This is a genomic window from Bradyrhizobium lablabi, from assembly GCF_001440475.1.
Lineage (GTDB): Bacteria > Pseudomonadota > Alphaproteobacteria > Rhizobiales > Xanthobacteraceae > Bradyrhizobium > Bradyrhizobium lablabi.
Window position 1 is genome coordinate 221,227 of sequence record NZ_LLYB01000071.1, and the last position, 18,364, is coordinate 239,590.

Below are 18,364 nucleotides of genomic sequence, written 5' to 3' on the forward strand. Positions count from 1 at the left end.
CAGAATGGGTTCAATGGCCGCCAAGATCGATCCCATCACGCGCTCCGTCGTCCAGCATCGCCTCAGTTCGATCGTGAAAGAGATGGGCGAGGCCATGCTTCGCACCTCCTATTCGCAGATCCTCAATTCCAGCCGCGATTTTTCGCTGGCGATCTGCGACACGAGCGCACGGCTGATCGCGCAGGCCGATCATTTGCCGGTCCATGTTGGCGCGCTGCCCTGGGCGACCCTCGCGGTCGAGGAACGCTTCAAGGACGTCGCGCAGGGCGACGTCATCCTGCTGAATGATCCCTATTACGGCGGCAGCCATCTGCCCGATCTCACCGCCTTCGTCCCGGTGTTCGCCGACGGCAAGCGGTTGCTCTGGACCATCGTCCGCGCGCACCAGAGCGATATCGGCGGCGCCACCCATGGCGCCTATAATCCGGGCGCGACCGAGATCTATCAGGAAGGGCTGCGCGTTCCGCCGATCAAATTGTATGAAGCCGGCAAGCTGCGCGACGATCTGCTTGATCTGTTGGCATTGAACATCCGTAACCCCCGCGAATTCCGCGGCGATCTCGCCGCGATGCTCGGCGCGGCGCATCTCGGCGAGCGGCGGCTGTCGCGGCTGTTTGCCGAATTCGGTGCGCCGGTGGTTGAGGCTGCGGTCGAAGCGATTCTTGACGCGACGGAGCAGCAGACGAGGGCGGTGGTCTCGACGTGGAAGGACGGCGTGTTCTACGGCGAAGCGTTCCTCGATGATGACGGCCATGGCCGCACTGACATCCGCATCGCTGCGAAGGTGACCAAGAAGGGCAGCGATGTCGAGGTCGATCTCTCCGATTCCGATCCGCAGTCGACCAGCTTTGTGAACTCTTCCCACGCCAACATGCAGGCCGCAGTTGCAATGGCGTTCGCCTATCTGATCGACGCCGAGATACCGAAGAACACCGGTGCGCTGCGGCCGTTGAAGGTGATCGCAAAGCAGGGCACGGTGGTATGGGCCGATCCCGGCCGGCCGGTGACGCTGTGCACCAGCCATCCCTCCAACGAAATCGTCGAGGCGATCGTCAAGGCGCTGTCCGCGTCCTGCCCCGAGCGCGCGATGGCCGGCTGGAGCCGGCGCTTCCGCATCGCGATCCAGGGCGAGGATCCGCGCACCGGAAAAAATTTCATCTGGCACCTGTTCCAGGCGCGACCCGGCGGCGGCGCGTCCTCAGGCGGTGACGGATGGTCGTCGATCGGCGAGTGGCATTCGGTTGGCGGGTTGAAGTTCGGCAGTCTTGAAGTCGCGGAGGTGCGCTTTCCCCTGCATTTCCGCACCCATGAATTCCGCCCGGGCTCCGGCGGTGACGGCCAGCATCGCGGTGGCCTCGGCGTGTCGCTCGATCTGGTGCTGGAAACGGCAAAGCCCGCCAAGGGCAACACCGCCGGCGACGGCGCGCGCCATGGTCCCTGCGGCATGCTCGGCGGCGAGGACGGCAAGCCGCATCATTATCGTCTCTTGTCCGAGGGCCGCGAGCCGCGCGTGTTGCGCACCAAGGAAGTCGGCATCGAGCTGCACCCCGGCGATTGCCTCGAGATACGTTCCTCCGGCGGCGGCGGCTGGGGGCCGCCCGCCAAGCGATCGGAAGAAGCCCGCCGCCGCGACCGCGAGCAGGGCATGACGGAAGGCCCGGCGGAGCAGCGTAGCTAATCATGTTCAGAATTGGCGTTGACGTCGGCGGGACCTACACCGATCTCGTGGCTACCGACGAGAGCGGGCGAACCGTGTTTGCGAAATCGCCGTCTACCCCGGCGGATCAATCCATCGGCGTGATGGCGGGGCTGGAAGAACTCGCGCGTCGACTCAATGTCACGCGTGCGGAAATGCTCGCCGCGACCGACCGCCTCGTGCACGGCACGACGGTTGCGACCAATGCGCTGCTGGAGCGCAAGGGCGCGAAGGTTGCACTCATCACCACCGAAGGCCATCGCGACGTCATCGAGATGCGCGAGGGACTCAAGCCCGACCGTTACGACCTGCGCTCGCCGCCGCCGGCGCCGCTGGTGCCGCGTGACCTGCGGTTCGGCGTGAAGGAACGGCTCCGGGCGAGCGGCGAGGTTTTGATTTCGCTCGATCCAAAGTCGCTCGACGACGCCATTGCCGGCATCAGGCGATCGGGCGCGACCTCGGTTGCGGTTTGCTTCCTGCACTCATATCTCAATCCCGTTCACGAACTCGCCGCGGTCGAACGGCTGAAGCAGGCGCTGCCCGGCATCAGCATCTCGCGCTCCAGCGAAGTGCTGCCGCAGATCAAGGAATATGAGCGCGTCTCGACCACGATCGTGAACGCCTATGTCGAGCCGATCGTCCGCCGTTATCTGACCAATCTCGAAACGCGGCTCGGCGAGGCCGGCTTCAAGGGCAGTCTCTTTGTCGTTCTCTCGCATGGCGGCATGGCGCCGGTGGAGGAAGCCTCGCGGCTCGCCGCGGGCACCGTGCTGTCGGGACCGGCGGGTGGCATGTCCGGCGGACGGCGCTGTTCTGATCTGGTCGGCATTCCCGATCTGGTGCCGTTCGACATGGGCGGCACCTCGACCGACATTTCGCTGATATCTGGCGGGCAGGCGTCGCTCTCGGCCGACGGCATGCTGGCCGGCCAGCGCATCGCGCTGCGCAGCCTCGACATCGCCAGCATCGCGGCGGGCGGTGGCTCGATCGCCAGCGTCGATGGCAGCCGCACGCTGCGGGTCGGGCCGGAGAGCGCGGGCTCGGTGCCGGGCCCGGCCTGCTACGGCAATGGCGGGGAGGCCGCGACCGTCACCGACGCCAATGTCGTGCTCGGCTATCTCGATGCCTCAGCCTTCATGGGCGGCAAGCGCACGCTCGATCGCGCGGCGTCGGAAACGGCAGTCGATCGTATCGCCGCCGCGATGGAACTGTCGCGCATCGAGGCTGCCGCCGGCATCTATCGCATGATCAATCTGAACATGGCCGACGGCATCCGCCTGATGACGTTGCGCCGCGGCGTCGATCCGAGACGCTTCGCGCTGTTGAGTTTCGGCGGCGCGGCCGGCCTGCACGCGGCGGAAGTGGCGCGAGAACTCGAGATCAAGCGCATCATCGTGCCGACGGTGGCCTCGGTGCTATCGGCCTGGGGCATGCTGACCAGCGATCTCCGCTATGAAGTAAGCCGTACCCATTACGGCGCCGCCGCGCGCATCACGGCCGACGAGGTGTGCGAGCTGTTCGCCGGGCTGGAGCAGCAGGCCGCCGGCCGGCTGCGTTCATGGTTCAACAGCCCGGTCTCAATCGAGCGTTCCGCCGAAATGCGCTACGGCGAGCAGATCTTTGAGATCGACGTCTCGCTCGGCGGTCTCGACTGGAACGCCGCCAATCTCGTCGAGCGGATCGAGGACCGTTTTCACGTCAGGCACGAGGAATTGTACACCTACGCCTCGCGCGGCCAGGAAGTTGTCTTCGTCAACGCCCGCGTCGCGGCGGTAGGTGAAGTCTCGCGGCTGGATTCGGATGCAAAGCCGGCGTCATCGTCGGCGGCCTGCACGCCGCGCAGCCGGCGGCAAGCCTTCTTCGGCGGTTGGCGCGAAGTCCCGGTCTATGCGCTCGACGACCTGCAGCCCGGGCACAGCTTGATGGGGCCTGCGATCATCGAAGCGGAGACCACGACTGTGCTGGTCGACACCGGCGACCGCGTCACGGTCAATGCGCTGGGCTGGCTGGATATCGAATTGCGCTAGGTGGGCAAAGCGAAGCGTGCCCACCATTGTGCTACAGATGCGGACCGATGGNTAGGCACGGCGCAAACGCGCCTTTGCCCACCCTACACGGCAGCTCAATCGGTNGCATTACCGGTTTCGGCCCCTACACGGCCAATCTCGACCATGAATACGGCCAAGTCCCAATTCGTTCGCCAGCCACAACGGAACGGTTTCCTCTTGTGGTCCATAGCGTATCACCGGCACTACGGGCCCGCCGCATGGATCGACCCGGTCGTCCTCAGGCCGATAACGATATCGTGGAACAATATTGTAGTCCCAGTAGGGAGCCGGTCTTACGATGGGCACCCTGATGACGGGCCTTTCCTGAACGACCTGGGTCGTCTGCGCATGCGCTGTGGCACTAAACGTGCCCAGGTTACACAGGGCCAGGGCCGTACCCAAAGCTACGATCGCTATCCTCATGCATCGACCTCCTTGCCACACACAGCCTGGACGCAGCTCGGATATCCTGCGACGTTCGAGTTCGCGCCGCTGTTGAGCGCATATCGGACATCAAAGACACCGGAACCGCAACGTCTCTTTTTATGAAAACGGCGGCATGTGCTATTGCAGCGCCCGCAGCCCGGATGAGCGAAGCGATATCCGGCGTCAAAGCTACCATGCGGCTTCGCTCATGCGGGCTGCGCAGCTGAGGTAGGGTGGGCAAAGCGAGGCGTGCCCACCATTATGCTACCGATGCAGACCGATGGTGGCACGGCGCAAACGCGCCTTTGCTCACCCTAGGCGGACCCAACATTTTATTTCAACAACCTGATTTCCCGCGCTATCATCGGCGGCGCTGGGTGGCGTCACAAGCTCGTGGTGGCTTGGCGTTCGAGGGCATGTTGATGCAAATAATAACAAAAGCCGCAACTGCGCTGTGTCTCGTCGTCGCAATGTTGGCAGTCGCTCCCACCGTGCAGCCGGCCCGCGCCGCCGGCGTGACCGACACTGAAATCCGCGTCGGCAACATCATGCCCTACACTGGCCCGCTGGCCGCGTTTGCTTCGATCGGCCGGGCGGAAGCCGCCTATTTTGACATGATCAACGAGCGCGGCGGCATCAACGGGCGCAAGGTCAAATTCATCTCGCGCGACGACAGCTCAAACCCGAGAACCGCGGTCGAGCAGACCCATGAGCTGGTCGAGCAGGAGCGCGTGCACCTGATGTTCGGCTCGTTCGGCACGCCGAGCAATCTGGCGACGCGAACCTATCTCAACGAGCAGAATATCCCCCAACTCTTTGTCGCCTCCGGCGATGAGGAGTGGGCGCATCCGAAGCGGTTTCCATGGACGATGGGCTGGCAGCCGACATTCCGGGCCGAGGGCCGGATCTACGCCAATTACATCCAGGCTGCCTATCCGAGCAGCAAGATTGCCGTGCTCTGGCAGAACGATCAGTTCGGCCGCGACCTGTTCCGGGGATTGCAGGAGGGGCTCGGCTTCACGGCCAACATGATCGTTGCCGATATCGCCATCGACGCGGATATGTCGATCGACACGCAAGTCGAGATCCTGAAGAACTCCGGCGCTGAAGTGCTCGTGCTCAATTGCGCGCCGCCGATCTCGGCCCGCGCGATCCGCAGGGCGGCCGAGCTGGGCTGGCATCCCGTGCTGCTGCTGGTCAACGCAGCGGCGTCGATCGCGAACGCGCTGCGGCCAGCGGGGCTTCAGAATTCCGTCGGCGTGATCTCCACCTCGTTCCTGAAGGATGCCGGCGACGCCACCTGGAAGGAAGATTCCGCCATCAGGGAATGGCTCACGTTCATGGACAAATATTATCCCGACGGCGACAAGGAGGATGGCAACGCCATCTTCGGCTATGCGGCGGCGGCGACCCTGGCGCAGGTCTTGACCCAGTGCGGCGACGACCTGTCGCGCGAGAACATCATGCGGCAGGCGGCTTCGCTGAAGGGATATCAGAGCCCGATCGCATTTCCGGGCATCGCGATCAATACCGGGCCGACCGATTTCCAGCCGATCAAGCAGATGCGGCTGGTGCAGTTTGACGGCAATGCCTGGCAGCCGATCGGCGACGTGATCGAAAGCGCGTTTGCGGCGAGGCCGGGCGATAAGTGAGGCGAGCGCCATACCATCCCCGTCACCCTGAGGAGGCCGCGAAGGCATTGCGGCTGAACGACAAATTAAGGGTTGGAGCCGCGCCAAGAAGGAAGCGTTGATACGGTCGGATTGGGCCGCTATTAGTCGATTGGCCCAACGCCGAGGAGAGTCTGGCAAACACACCGAAAAATGATCCTTCGCTGAAAGGCTGAGCATGGTGACGGTCGGTTCGACCAGCTCTATCACCGTCATCCCCGCGCAACGGCTTCGCCGTTGTGGCTGAAGGCGCGAGCGCAGCGAGCCTCGAAGGATGAGCGGCACGGCCGGTGGCCGTTCATCCTTCGAGACGCGCGTTCCGCGCTCCTCAGGATGACGGGCTCTACTTATCGTTTCCCGGCCTGCCCGTAATTCAGCAACCCGCCCTTGCTCTTCGGCGGATGGGCGCGCAGGCCTTCCTCGTTGGGCTCGGTGCCCCAGCCCGGGCGATCCGGCATCACGAGGTGACCGTCGACGATCTCGGGCACATGGGTGAACAGTTCATGTTCCCAGGCGAGGCGATCGATATCGGTTTCCATGATGCGCAAATTCGGCACCGCCGCCGAGAAATGCGCGTTCATCATGGTGCAGAGATGGCCGTAGAAATTATGCGGGGCGACGTTGACTTCGAAATGCTCCGCGGCAGCGGCGATCTTCATCGATTGCCACACCCCGTTCCAGGGCGTGTCGACGATCGCGACGTCCATCGCCTGTTCGTTGAAGTAGGGCAGGAACTCGCGCAGGCCCAAGAGCGTCTCGCAGGATGAGACCGGATGCGGGCTCTGGCGGCGGATGTAGCCGAGCGCCTGCGGGTTGAAGGTATCGATCTCCACCCAGAACATGTCCATGTCCTTGATGGCGCGGAGTATCTTCAGATAGCCTTCCGTCTTGGCATTGAAATTGAGGTCGAGCAGCAGGTCGACATCGGGGCCGGCGCCGTCGCGGATCGCTTCCAGGTGCATGCAGAGATTGCGCAGCACCGTGCGGTCGACATTGAGCTCGGGCTCGAACGGCGAGCCGAAACCCGGCCGCCAGCCCTGCGGCTTGCCCTCGGTGTAGACGAAGATGTTGGTCTTCATCGCCGTAAAGCCCTTTTCGCGTACCTCGCGCCCGATCGATTTCACGCCATCGAGACTGGTAATCGCCGGCTTGAACCAGTCGGGATGGTTGATGCGCCAGGTCGCGCAATGCGACCAGTAGACCCGGATGCGGTCGCGGATCTTGCCGCCGAGCAGTTCATAGCAGGGCACGCCGAGCGCCTTGGCCTTGACGTCGAGCAGCGCGTTCTCGATCGCGCCCAATGCCAGCGCCACCACGCCGCCCGCGGCCGGCCGCGTCGCCGCAAACAGCTCCACATAGATCCGCTCGTGCTGAAACGCGTTCTTGCCGACGACGCGTGCGCCAAGCCGCTCGATCGCCGTCGTCACGCCGGGCGCGCCAAAGCCCTCGTCATATTCGCTCCAGCCGACAATGCCGTCCTCGGTCGTGATCTTGACGAAGTGATAGTTCCGCCATCCGGCGTCGCAGGCGAGCGTTTCGACGCTGCGTACAGTCGTGGCCTTTTTCATGATTTCCTGCCCCGGGGCTTGTTGTTGTTGGCTGATACCAACAACGGAACGGCGGGGAGGTCAATTGCAGGGCAGCGCATGGCCCGCATGGCCGGAATGCGCTAGCCCTCCGGCCGAAACAGCGTCGGCTTCCGCCGTTCGAACACCTGCCGCCCGTTCTTGAATCCCATCAGCACATCGGGCAATTCCGCAATCGCATTCGTCCCGCTGTCGGTATCGAGAACGATCAGGTCAGCCGGATTGCCCGGCGCGATGCCATAGTCCCGCAGGTTCATCAGCCGCGCAGGCAGTTCCGTGACGAGATCGAGGCATGCCTCGAACTCGCTGATCCCGGCATGCGCGACATTGGCGTAAAAGTTCGCCATCCGCAGCAGCGACGCGTCGCCGAACGGCGTGAACGGATTGAGCACGTTGTTGGTGGCGACCGAACAGATGACGCCGTCTTCGACGAGCTTGTGCGCCACCGTCAACCCACGCGGTGCATTGTGCGTGGCGTCACGCCCCATCAGATAGAGATCGGTCGCCGGCAGCACGGTGACGGCAACGCCGGATGTGGCCAGCCTTGCCGCCGCCGCCTTCAGCCGGTCCGGCGGCAGCGCCGACAATTTGGTGGCGTGGCCGATCGCGACGCGGCCCTGATAGTTGCGCCGTTCGGTCTGCCGGCAGACTTCTTCGAGATGCCACCACGACGGATCGAGATCGAAATCGAGATGCAGGTCGACATCGATGTCGAACTCCTGCGCCAGGTCGAATACTTTCTCGAGATGCGCGTTGGGGTCGGTGTCCATATAGGGACAGCCGCCGATCGCTTCGCCGCCGTCGCGCAGCGCCGCGACCAAAAGTTCCTCGGCGCCGGCATCGTTGGTCAGGCCTTCCTGCGGGAACACGCAGATCGAGAGATCTAGTGCCCAGGCGTAGTCGCGCTTCAGCGTTTTCACCGCCTCAAAGCTGCGCAAGCCGATGCGCGGATCGATCTCGACATGGGTGCGCATCCGCGTGGTGCCATGCACGATGGCGCGCTCGATCACCCGCGCGCCGCGGGCATAGACGTCCTCCACCGTGAACTCGCGCTTCATGGCCGCGACCGCGGCAATAGCTTCACCGACGCTGCCATGGTTGTGCCCGCAGCGGCCGAGCAGGCAGGCCTTGTCGAGATGGATATGGGTGTCGACGAAACCGGGCAGGACCAACCTGCCGCCGATGTCGATCTCGGCGGCTTCGCAGGCCAGCCGTGGCCCGATAGCGGCGATGCGCCCGCCGGCGACGCCGATATCGACCGGGGTAACCGAGGCCCGGGTCGTGGCGTTGCGGAAGATCAGGTCGAAGGCGGTTTTCGTGTTCATCGTTGGGCAGTCTGGGGACGGCCTCAACCTATCGGAAGCGGGGACACTGGGCACCTCCAGATTGTGTGCAATCTGGAGGCCAAATTGTTCAAAATATGTGCATGCAGTTTATGGTCCGGACTGTAGTATCCCCCGGGGCATCAGGAGAACCCGCCATGTCCACCGCCGCCAAAGCCGAACGCAAGAGAATGTCCGATGCCGAGGTGGTGGAGGCCTATCTCACGGCGTCGATGATCCCCGATCCCGATGCCGCGTCCGCCTATATGAAGCCCGGCGCCATCATCACCTTCACCGGCGGGCGGGAGTTCGACCATCCGCGCGGGCCGACCGGCTTCAACGCAAAGCGCTATCGCTGGGTCAAGAAGCAGATGGACCGTTTCGACGTGTGCCCCGGAGCGGAGGAGACCGTCGTCTACAGCATCGGCACGCTCTATGGCGAATGGATCGACGGCACGCCGTTCGAAGGCAACCGCTATATCGACCGCTTCGTGGTCAGGAGCGGCCAGATCGTGAAGATGGACGTCTGGAACGACAGCGCCGAGCGGATTCTGGTGCAGCGGGGGATCGAGGCGTAGGGCGAAGTTGCCGTCATTGCGAGCGAAGCGAAGCAATCCATCGCGCGGCATAACGGATAGATGGNATCGCTCCTCGCAATGACGGAGAAAACCTACCGCGCCCGCACCACCTTCGGCAGCTTCACCACGCGCTCGCCTTCCTCCGCATAGGGCGCCAGAATATCCAGCAAATCCCGGCCGCGCTGCGGGGCAGGGGCTACCAGCGCCCGGCTGGCCACCGAGTCCAGGTGGCTGTGCATCAGGCTCATCACCTTGGCCTCATCCCCCTTGACCAGCGCGGCAATGATCGCGCGGTGCTCGTTGATGGCGCATTCCGACGAATGTGGACGGCTGTAGAGCGATAGCGTCAGGCAGCAGCGATAGGCGACCTCGCTGACATAGCGCACCAGGATCGGGCTATTGGTCATGTTGGCGAGCAGAATGTGGAATTCCGTCGCGAGCCTGATCGAAACCGCATCGGAGCCGTCGCGGGCGCGGTCCTCGGCGTCGACATGGGTGTTCAGCTCGGCAATCTGGGCCTTGGTCAGTTTGCCGGCGAGCTGGCGCACCACGAGGCGCTCCAGCTCGATCCTGATATCGAAGGCATCGCGGGCTTCCTGCCAGCTCGGCGTCGCCACGACAGCGATCCGGTTGCGGCGCAGCTCGACCAGGCCTTCGGCGGCCAGTTGACCCAGCGCGTGGCGGGCGATGGTGCGGCTGACGCCGAACCGCTCGCCAAGGGAATCCTCCGGCAGTTTTGCCCCCGGCGCCAGCGCCTGCTCGATGATGGCGCGGCGAAGCGCGCGGCAGATCAGCCCGACCTTGTCGGACGGTTCGGCGGGCTTGCTGGCGGGACGGGGCGCCATCGGCGAATCCTTAGGACGTGCTGCGAATGGCGCCTCTTATCACAATTGCCGACCAATTGTGCGCCTCAATTGCATGCAGTTTGAGGGCCAAATTGCACAAAAGGAATCCGCCGAATTGAGCGGCCGATCGCGAGCCCTTTGATTTCAAAGGCGAGTTTCGCTGGCATCCGGCTTGCATGCACTTGCTGCCATGATGCGCATGCAACCACACTCCGAATTCGCCGGTACGCCGGTTCCGGCGGCCGCCGCGCCGATCGCCATCGAACTGTCGGAAGCCTCCGTCACCTTCGGCCGCGGCGCACGCGCCGTGCCGGCGCTGTCCACCACGAGTTTGCGGATCGCCGACGGCGAGTTCGTTGCCCTGGTCGGTCCCTCCGGCTGCGGCAAGTCGACCATCCTGCGGCTGGTCAGCGGCCTGGTGCAGCCGTCATCGGGCGTGGTCATCGTCGGCGGCCGGGAAGTCGCGGCGCGCGCGATGCGCGTCGGCATGGCGTTCCAGAACCCGACCATGCTGCCGTGGATGTCGATCGAGCGAAACATCATGCTGCCGCTCAAGATCGTCGAGCCGTTCCGCTCGCAATTCCGCAAACTGCGCAAGACCGAATTCCGCGACAAGGCCAATGCGCTTCTGGAGCAGGTCGGCCTCAAGGGGTTCGGCAACCGCTACCCCTGGCAGCTTTCCGGCGGCATGCTCCAGCGCGCCAATCTCTGCCGCGCGCTGATCCACGAGCCGCGCATGCTGCTGCTCGACGAGCCCTTCGGCGCGCTCGACCAGTTCACCCGCGAAGAACTCTGGTCGATCCTTCAGGAGCTCTGGATCGCTCACAAGCCGACCGTGCTGCTGGTGACGCATGACCTGCGCGAGGCGGCGTTCCTCGGCAGCCGCATCTGCGTGATGAGCGCGCGCCCTGGCCGCATCCTCGACGACAGCCGTGTCGATTTCGTTCGGCCGCGCACGGTGGCGATGACCTTCGAGCCTGAATTCGTCGCGCTGAACCAGAAGCTGCGCGCCTTCATCGTCGATGCGAGGACAGCGGCAACAAAGGGAGCGGCCTGATGTCCGAGTTCGATTATCGCCAGAAGGCCTGGTCGGCGGGGCTGATCGTGCTGTTTTTCCTCGCCTGGGAATTGTTCTGCCTGATGACCGGAATGTCCGACCTCGTGCTGCCGCGTCCGTCGCAGGTTTTCACCACGCTGTTCGAGAAATTCCCGATCCTGTGGCCGCACATCCTGCAGACGCTGGCGACGACCATGATCGGTTTTGTCCTTGGCGTCGGCCTCGGCGTCGTGCTCGGCGCGATCATCGGCGTTTCCAAAACCGCTTACGACACGGCCTATCCGCTTCTCGTCGGTTTCTCGTCGATCCCGAAGGTCGCAGTGGTGCCGATCTTCGTGCTGTGGTTCGGCTCCGGGACCGTGCCGGCGGTTTTGACCGCGCTGTCGATCTGCTTCTTCCCGATCGTGGTCAACATCGCCACAGGCCTCGCCACCACCGAGCCTGAACTCGAAGACGTGTTGAAGGCACTCGGCGCCAGCAAGCTCGACATTCTCTGGAACGTCGGGCTCCCCCGCACCATGCCGTTCTTCTTTGCTTCCCTGAAGGTCGCGGTCTCCTACGCCTTCGTCGGCGCGGTGCTGTCGGAGACCGTGGCGTCCAATCGCGGCATCGGCAACGTCATGATGACAGCGTCCTCGAATTTCAACGTGCCGCTGGTGTTCGCCGGCCTGTTCGTGCTCGCCGGCCTCGGCGTCGCGCTCTACGTGATCTTTTCGCTGATCGAAGGGCGCGTCACCGGCTGGGCCACCCGCAAGAACGACGTGATCACGACCTGAACCAGGATTCCGCCAACCGTCATCCAACCCTTAATCGAGGAGATCGCCATGTTAGCCAGAGTAAGCGCCGCGCTGTTGGGAGTTGCCCTGTTCGCCGGCCCCGCCAGCGCACAGGAGACCACGATCAAGTTCACGCTGGGCTGGAAGACGCAAGGCTCTGACGCCGCGTTCTTCTACGCCAAGGACCACGGCTTCTTCAAAGAGGAAGGCCTCAACGTCGTGATCGACCAGGGCGAGGGCTCCGGCGCCACGGTGACGCGCATAATGTCAGGCGCCTATGACGCCGGCTTCGGCGACGTCAACGCCATCATCCAGAATGCCTCGACCAAGCCGCAGGAAGCGCCTGTGATGGTCTACCAGATCTGGAACCAGCCGCCGTTTGCGATCGTGACCAAGAAGACCAGCGGCATCAACACCATCAAGGATTTCGAGGGCCGCACGCTCGGCGGCGCGCAGGGCACGCCGACCACGCGGCTGTTGCCGGTGTTCGCCAACAAGAACAAGCTGGAAGGCGAGAAGATCAAGATCTCCAACATGGCGCCCAACCTGCAGGAGCCGATGCTGATCAAGGGCGATATCGACGCGGCGCTGGTGTTCAACATCACCAGCTATTTCAACCTCGTGCTGAACCGCCAGGACCCCGACAAGGACTACAAATGGTTCTCGTTCGGCGATTACGGGCTCGACCTCTATTCGAACGGCGTGATGGTCTCGCGCAAGCTCATGGCGTCCAACCCGAAGGCCGTCGCCGGCCTCGTCCGTGCCGTCAACAAGGGCATGATTGCGATCGCCAAGGACCAGAACGCGGGGATGAAAGCGGCGGTGAACTACGACAATCTGATCAACGTCGATGTCGAGAAGCGCCGCCTGCAGTTTTCCTTCGACAAGCTGATCGTCTCGCCCGAGATGAAGGAGATCGGCGTCGGCGACGTCAAGGACGACCGCATGGCCCGCGCCATCGGCATCATCGTCGAAGGCTATCAGCTCGCCCGCGCGCCCGCGCCGTCCGAGATCTTCTCCCGCGAATTCCTGCCGCCGCGCAGCGAGCGGGAGCTGGTCTATACGGCGAATTGACGAGCAGTGTATCGTTCGTCATTGCGAGCGCAGCGAAGCAATCCATGTCTCTGCACGGGGAGGGATGGATTGCTTCGTCGCGGAGCCTGTCATCGGGCGCGCATTCGCGCGACNNGAGTGCTGTTATGACCACGGAAGTTCCCGCACACAGCCTGTTCTCCGACCGCAGCCTGCTTGAAAACGTCGTGCTGCGGCACGATAATGGCGTCATCACCGATATCTCCGAGACCACGCCGCCCACCACGACCCCACGCGCGCTCGTCCTTCCGGCCTTCGTCAACGCTCACGACCATGCCCGCCCGGCCGCCTCGTCCTTCGGCGCGCTCGGCATGCCCTTGGAAAGCTGGATCCTCCGCTCCGCGCTCGGCACGCCGGTCGATCCTTATCTGACCGCGGCCTCTGCGCTGGCGCGCTCGGCGCGGGCTGGATGCGCGGCGATGATGATCCATTACACCCGACCGAGTGGGGCGATGCCGCTGGTCAATGAGGCGAGGGCGATCGCGCGCGCTGCCTCGGACGTCGGTATCCGCATTGCCTTTGCGCTCGCCGTCCGCGACCAGAATCCGGTGGTGTATGGTGATAGCAGGCCGGTGCTGTCGGAGCTTTCCGGCGATGATCGCAAGACGGTCGAAGATCTGTTCGTCCGCGCGCCGATGTCGCCCATGGCCTATATCGAGCTGACGGACGCGATTGCTGCGGCCATCGCGGGTCCGAAAGTCGATGTGCAGCTTGGCCCCGCCGGCATGCAATGGTGCTCAAAACCGCTGCTCGAGGCGGTGGCTGAAAATTCGGCGCTGACCGGCCGGCGCATTCACATGCATCTGCTGGAGACCATCTATCAGCGCGCCTGGGCGGATCAGCATTTTCCCGGTGGCATCGTCCGCTACCTCCGCGACATCGGTTTCCTGTCGGAACGGCTGACGCTGGCGCATTGCATCCATGCCCGTTCCGACGAAATCGAGATGATCGCGGCCTCGGGTGCGCGCATCGTCACCAATTTCAGTTCCAATTTGCACCTGCGCTCCGGCCTCGCCCCGATCGCGGCGGCACATAAATGCGGCTGCGCCATTGCGGTCGGGGTCGACGGGCTGGCGCTCGACGAGGACGACGACGTGCTGCGCGAAATGCGGCTGGTGCAGATGATGCACGGCGGCCTTGGTTTTGCGCGAACCTGGACCGCGTCCGAATTCCTCGCGCTCGCAATCGCCAACGGCCGCAAGGCGACAGGCGCAGCGGGAACCGGCGCGCTCGTCGAGGGCGCACCGGCCGATTTCGTCACCCTCGATCTCGACCGGCTCGACCGCGACCGGATCATGCCGGTCGACCCGATCGACCTGCTGTTCGCGCGCGGCAACGCCGCGCTGTTGCGCGACGTGGTGGTGGACGGTCGCAAGATCGTCAGCGACGGCCGCTGCACCGGCGTCGACCTTCCTGCCATCGAGCAGGAACTTCGCGGCATCTACCGCGCCAGTGCCGGCAAGCTCTCCGGTTTTCAGCGCGCCTGGCCACAGCTTTCGGCCTCGCTGCAGCGCTGGTTCGAAGCCCATCTGGATTGCCGCTAGGCCATCGCGCCTTCAAGCGAAGCGCACCCCGGACCTCGTCCCGGCGCGCACACGGCCTCGCGCATACTTTCAGTGATTTCCGTTTCGCGGAACAAAATTCCACTTGCATCGGATTTCGCGCAAGGCTGTCATGTTCGGCAACAAGAATCTGAATTGACAGCGATTTTGCGCCGGAGAATTTCGGACCGCAAACGCGAGGGGCCCCGGGAACGTCCATGTCTTTCCACAAGCTGCTGATCGCCAACCGCGGCGAGATTGCCATCCGCATCGCGCGTGCGGCAGGCGACGCCGGGCTCGCCACGGTGGCGATCCATTCCGCCGACGATGCGCACTCGCTGCATATCCGCGCCGCCGACGCGGCCTGCGAAATCCCCGGGCGCGGCGCGCGGGCCTATCTCGATATCGAGGCGGTGATTGCAGCCGCCAAGGCGACTGGGTGCGACGCCATTCATCCGGGCTATGGCTTCCTCAGCGAGAATGCTGCGCTCGCCCGGCGCTGCATCGAGGAGACCATCGTTTTCGTCGGGCCGTCGCCCGAGGCGCTGGATCTGTTCGGCGACAAGGCGCAGGCCAAGGCGCTGGCCAGGCAGTGCGGCGTTCCCGTCATCGAAGGAACCAGCGGGCCGACCAGCCTGGAGGAGGCCAAGGCCTTCCTGCAATCGTTGGGCGCCGGCGGCGCCGTCATGATCAAGGCCATCGCCGGTGGTGGCGGTCGCGGCATGCGCATCGTCGATGACCTGGACAGGCTGGAAGAGGCCTGTGCGCGCTGCCAGTCCGAGGCCAAGGCCGCCTTCGGCAGCGACGGCGTCTATGTCGAGCGTCTCATCCGCAATGCCCGTCATATCGAGGTGCAGATCATCTGCGACCACCACGGCGCGATCAGCCATTTGTGGGAGCGCGAATGCACCATCCAGCGCCGTAACCAGAAGCTCATCGAGGTCGCGCCGAGCCCGTCGCTGAACGATGCCTTGCGCACGCGCATCATCGACGCCGCCAAGGACCTCGCGGCCGCCGCCAATTACGACAATCTCGGCACCTTCGAATTCCTCGTCGACAACGACGCCCGGGGAAGCGACAAGGCGTTCGCCTTCATCGAGGCCAACCCGCGGCTGCAGGTCGAGCATACCGTCACCGAGGAGGTGCTTGGCCTTGATCTCGTGCAGTCGCAGCTTGCGGTCGCCGCCGGCGCGACGCTCGGCTCGCTCGGCCTCGCGCAGGGCTATATCCCGCGGCCGCGCGGCTTTGCGATGCAGCTCCGCGTCAACATGGAGGTGATGGACGAGACCGGCGGCACAAAGCCCACCGGCGGGAGGCTGGACGTATTCGATCTGCCGTCCGGCCCGGGTGTTCGCGTCGATACGTTCGGTTATTCAGGCTACCGGACCAGCGCCGCCTTTGACTCGCTGCTCGCCAAGGTGATCGTGCATTCGCCTGGAGGTAACTGGACCGACGTCGTGCACAAGGCCATGCGGACGCTGCGCGAGTTCCGGATCGAAGGCGTCGCCACCAACATCTCCTTCCTCGCGGCGATTTTGGCGCATCCGGATTTTGCCGAGAACCGTCTCAGCACCGGCTTCATCGACAAGCACGTCGCGGCCCTGGTCGGCGAGGCCGACGCGACGGCGGAGACGGAACTGGTCGAATCCGGCAGCGCCGCCGATGACGAGACGCTCGCGGCCGCCGTTGCGGCATCGGCGACCGGCCCGGCAGGTTCGGTCGCGGTGCCGGCGCCGCTGCAGGGCACGATCGTCGCGATCGATGTCGAGGAGGGAGACCTCGTTCGCCCCGGCCAGCAGATCGCCGTGCTCGAATCCATGAAGATGGAGCATCTGGTCACGGCGCCGCATGGCGGCCGGGTGTTGCAGATCGCGGCCGGCTCCGGCGTGACGCTGATGCAGGACGAGGCGATCCTCTACCTTGAACCGGCTGAACTCGACGCCCATGATATCGCCGAGGATGAGGATGTCGACCTCGATCACATCCGTGCCGATCTCGCCGAACTGATCGAGCGTCACGCCATCACGCTGGACGAAAACCGTCCCGCATCGGTCGAGCGCCGCCGCAAGACCGACCAGCGCACGGCGCGCGAAAATGTCGCCCATCTCGTCGATGAAGGATCGTTCGTCGAATACGGTTCGCTCGCCATCGCCGCGCAGCGCCGCCGCCGCACGGTCGATGATCTCATCCGCAATACGCCGGCCGACGGCCTGATCTCCGGCGTCGCCACCGTGAACGCCGAAAAGTTCGGCGCGGATGCCGCCCGCTGCATGGTGATAGCCTACGATTACACCGTGCTCGCCGGCACCCAGGGCCATATGAACCACAAGAAGATCGACCGCATGCTGACCCTAGCCGAGCAATGGCGGTTGCCGCTGGTGTTTTACGCCGAGGGCGGCGGCGGCCGTCCAGGCGACACCGATCGGCTCGGCATGACCGGCCTCGACGGGCCGTCCTTCGTGCAGTTCGCAAAACTCTCAGGTCTTGTGCCGGTGATCGGCATCGTTTCCGGCTATTGCTTCGCCGGCAACGCCGCGATGCTCGGCTGTTGCGATGTCATCATCGCCACGAACAACGCCTCCATCGGGATGGGCGGTCCCGCGATGATCGAGGGCGGCGGCCTCGGCGTTTATCACCCGGCGGAAGTGGGTCCCGTGTCGTTCCAGTCGCCGAACGGCGTGATCGATATCCTGGTCGAGGACGAGGCCGAAGCGACATCAGCGGCGCAAAAGTACCTGTCGTACTTTCAAGGTGCGGTCGCCGACTGGAAGGCGCCGGACCAGCGTCTGCTGCGCCGCGCGATCCCTGAGAACCGCCTGCGCGTCTACGATATCCGCAACGTCATCGATCTGCTCGCCGATGAAGGCTCGGTGCTGGAAATCCGCAGGGATTTCGGCGTCGGCATGATCACCGCCTTCATCCGCATCGAAGGCAAGCCGTTCGGCCTGATCGCCAACAACCCAAAACATCTCGGCGGTGCGATCGACGCGCCGGCCGGCGACAAGGCCGCGCGCTTCATGCAGCTTTGCGACGCCTTCGATATCCCGATCGTGTCGCTGTGCGATACGCCGGGCTTCATGGTCGGGCCCGAAGCGGAGAAGACCGCGATCGTCCGCCATGTCGCGCGCATGTTCGTGACCGGCGCCAGCCTGACCGTGCCGCTGTTCGGCATCGTTCTGCGCAAGGGTTACGGCCTCGGCGCGCAATCCATGATCGGCGGCGGCTTCCACGCCTCGTTTTTCACGGTAGCCTGGCCGACCGGCGAGTTCGGCGGCATGGGGCTGGAGGGCTATGTCCGGCTCGGCTTCCGCAAGGAGATGGAAGCCATCGAAGATCCGGCCGAGCGCGAGGACTACTACAAGTCCAAGGTCGCCGAGCTCTACGCCAACGGCAAGGCGGTCTCGATCGCCTCGGTGCTGGAGATTGACGAAGTGATCGACCCCGCCGACACGCGGCAGTGGATCATGGCGGGCCTGCGCTCGGTGCCGAAGCCGGACGCCCGCGCAGCGAAGAAGCGGCCGTGTATTGATGCGTGGTAGGTTCCCCGTCATTGCGAGCCTGCGCTCGCAATGACGATGTGGAGGCAGTGATCTGAAAATCGACTTGTCGGGCAAATCACTTCGGATTTTCAGAAATCGTGTCAAGCCTGGGAATCAAAAATATTCCGCTTAACAGATCACCCAAATCAGTCGCATAACTCCGCCCGTCTCACGGCAGATGAGGGGCG

The 18,364-nt window shown here is 64.2% G+C and carries 12 protein-coding genes and 1 pseudogene; 10 read left to right on the forward strand and 3 right to left on the reverse strand.

Annotated features, from left to right (window positions below):
* Window positions 1-13 precede the first annotated feature (13 nt).
* From CQ14_RS18495 to CQ14_RS46440, 4 genes and pseudogenes are all read left to right on the forward strand, one after another.
* Window positions 14-1,678, forward strand: a complete 1,665-nt coding sequence (locus tag CQ14_RS18495; RefSeq protein WP_057859265.1) for a hydantoinase B/oxoprolinase family protein — start codon at window positions 14-16, stop codon at window positions 1,676-1,678.
* 2 nt (window positions 1,679-1,680) lie between these two features.
* Window positions 1,681-3,723: a hydantoinase/oxoprolinase family protein gene (locus CQ14_RS18500; RefSeq protein WP_057859266.1), complete on the forward strand. Its 2,043-nt coding sequence runs from the start codon at window positions 1,681-1,683 to the stop codon at window positions 3,721-3,723.
* Between the two features lie 869 nt (window positions 3,724-4,592).
* On the forward strand, window positions 4,593-5,822 hold the full coding sequence (locus CQ14_RS18505) for an ABC transporter substrate-binding protein (protein WP_082649942.1): 1,230 nt from the start codon (window positions 4,593-4,595) through the stop codon (window positions 5,820-5,822).
* Between the two features lie 40 nt (window positions 5,823-5,862).
* Window positions 5,863-5,997 (forward strand): annotated as a pseudogene (locus CQ14_RS46440) (GIY-YIG nuclease family protein); the annotation flags it as partial.
* Window positions 5,998-6,187: 190 nt separating this feature from the next.
* Here the strand turns inward: CQ14_RS46440 and CQ14_RS18510 are convergent.
* Window positions 6,188-7,408 (reverse strand): mandelate racemase/muconate lactonizing enzyme family protein, encoded by a 1,221-nt coding sequence (locus tag CQ14_RS18510; RefSeq protein WP_057859267.1) that lies wholly within the window; start codon window positions 7,406-7,408, stop codon window positions 6,188-6,190.
* A gap of 101 nt (window positions 7,409-7,509) precedes the next feature.
* Entirely contained in the window at window positions 7,510-8,751 is a 1,242-nt protein-coding gene (locus CQ14_RS18515) for an amidohydrolase family protein (protein ID WP_057859268.1), read from the reverse strand.
* Window positions 8,752-8,906: 155 nt separating this feature from the next.
* On the opposite strand from CQ14_RS18515, the gene CQ14_RS18520 reads away from it, so the two are divergent.
* Entirely contained in the window at window positions 8,907-9,326 is a 420-nt protein-coding gene (locus CQ14_RS18520) for a nuclear transport factor 2-like protein (protein ID WP_057859269.1), read from the forward strand.
* A 92-nt stretch (window positions 9,327-9,418) separates the two neighbouring features.
* Here CQ14_RS18520 and CQ14_RS18525 read toward each other — a convergent pair whose 3' ends face one another.
* On the reverse strand, window positions 9,419-10,171 hold the full coding sequence (locus tag CQ14_RS18525; protein ID WP_057859270.1) for a GntR family transcriptional regulator: 753 nt from the start codon (window positions 10,169-10,171) through the stop codon (window positions 9,419-9,421).
* A gap of 193 nt (window positions 10,172-10,364) precedes the next feature.
* Between CQ14_RS18525 and CQ14_RS18530 the strand changes: the two genes are divergently transcribed.
* The 5 genes from CQ14_RS18530 (at window position 10,365) to CQ14_RS18550 (ending at window position 18,176) form a co-directional block, all read left to right on the forward strand.
* Window positions 10,365-11,228 (forward strand): ABC transporter ATP-binding protein, encoded by an 864-nt coding sequence (locus CQ14_RS18530; RefSeq protein ID WP_057859413.1) that lies wholly within the window; start codon window positions 10,365-10,367, stop codon window positions 11,226-11,228.
* Entirely contained in the window at window positions 11,228-12,004 is a 777-nt protein-coding gene (locus tag CQ14_RS18535) for an ABC transporter permease (RefSeq protein WP_057859271.1), read from the forward strand. Before CQ14_RS18530 ends, CQ14_RS18535 begins: the two co-directional genes overlap by 1 nt.
* A gap of 48 nt (window positions 12,005-12,052) precedes the next feature.
* Window positions 12,053-13,078 carry an ABC transporter substrate-binding protein gene (locus CQ14_RS18540; RefSeq protein ID WP_057859272.1) on the forward strand — a complete coding sequence of 342 codons (1,026 nt, stop codon included), beginning with the start codon at window positions 12,053-12,055 and terminating at the stop codon, window positions 13,076-13,078.
* 125 nt (window positions 13,079-13,203) lie between these two features.
* The gene (locus CQ14_RS18545) at window positions 13,204-14,640 is read left to right on the forward strand and encodes an amidohydrolase family protein (protein ID WP_057859273.1); all 1,437 of its coding nucleotides are present in this window, start codon (window positions 13,204-13,206) and stop codon (window positions 14,638-14,640) included.
* A gap of 215 nt (window positions 14,641-14,855) precedes the next feature.
* On the forward strand, window positions 14,856-18,176 hold the full coding sequence (locus CQ14_RS18550; protein ID WP_057859274.1) for a carboxyl transferase domain-containing protein: 3,321 nt from the start codon (window positions 14,856-14,858) through the stop codon (window positions 18,174-18,176).
* The last annotated feature ends 188 nt before the right edge of the window (window positions 18,177-18,364 follow it).

Bases quoted from the DNA above. Each gene is read 5' to 3' on its own strand.
- CQ14_RS18535 (WP_057859271.1), top strand. From the start codon at position 11,228: ATGTCCGAGTTCGATTATCGCCAGAAGGCCTGGTCGGCGGGGCTGATC.
- CQ14_RS18550 (WP_057859274.1), top strand. From the start codon at position 14,856: ATGTCTTTCCACAAGCTGCTGATCGCCAACCGCGGCGAGATTGCCATC.
- CQ14_RS18530 (WP_057859413.1), top strand. From the start codon at position 10,365: ATGCGCATGCAACCACACTCCGAATTCGCCGGTACGCCGGTTCCGGCG.
- CQ14_RS18515 (WP_057859268.1), bottom strand. From the start codon at position 8,751: ATGAACACGAAAACCGCCTTCGACCTGATCTTCCGCAACGCCACGACC.
- CQ14_RS18495 (WP_057859265.1), top strand. From the start codon at position 14: ATGGCCGCCAAGATCGATCCCATCACGCGCTCCGTCGTCCAGCATCGC.
- CQ14_RS18510 (WP_057859267.1), bottom strand. From the start codon at position 7,408: ATGAAAAAGGCCACGACTGTACGCAGCGTCGAAACGCTCGCCTGCGAC.
- CQ14_RS18545 (WP_057859273.1), top strand. From the start codon at position 13,204: ATGACCACGGAAGTTCCCGCACACAGCCTGTTCTCCGACCGCAGCCTG.
- CQ14_RS18500 (WP_057859266.1), top strand. From the start codon at position 1,681: ATGTTCAGAATTGGCGTTGACGTCGGCGGGACCTACACCGATCTCGTG.
- CQ14_RS18505 (WP_082649942.1), top strand. From the start codon at position 4,593: ATGCAAATAATAACAAAAGCCGCAACTGCGCTGTGTCTCGTCGTCGCA.
- CQ14_RS18540 (WP_057859272.1), top strand. From the start codon at position 12,053: ATGTTAGCCAGAGTAAGCGCCGCGCTGTTGGGAGTTGCCCTGTTCGCC.
- CQ14_RS18525 (WP_057859270.1), bottom strand. From the start codon at position 10,171: ATGGCGCCCCGTCCCGCCAGCAAGCCCGCCGAACCGTCCGACAAGGTC.
- CQ14_RS18520 (WP_057859269.1), top strand. From the start codon at position 8,907: ATGTCCACCGCCGCCAAAGCCGAACGCAAGAGAATGTCCGATGCCGAG.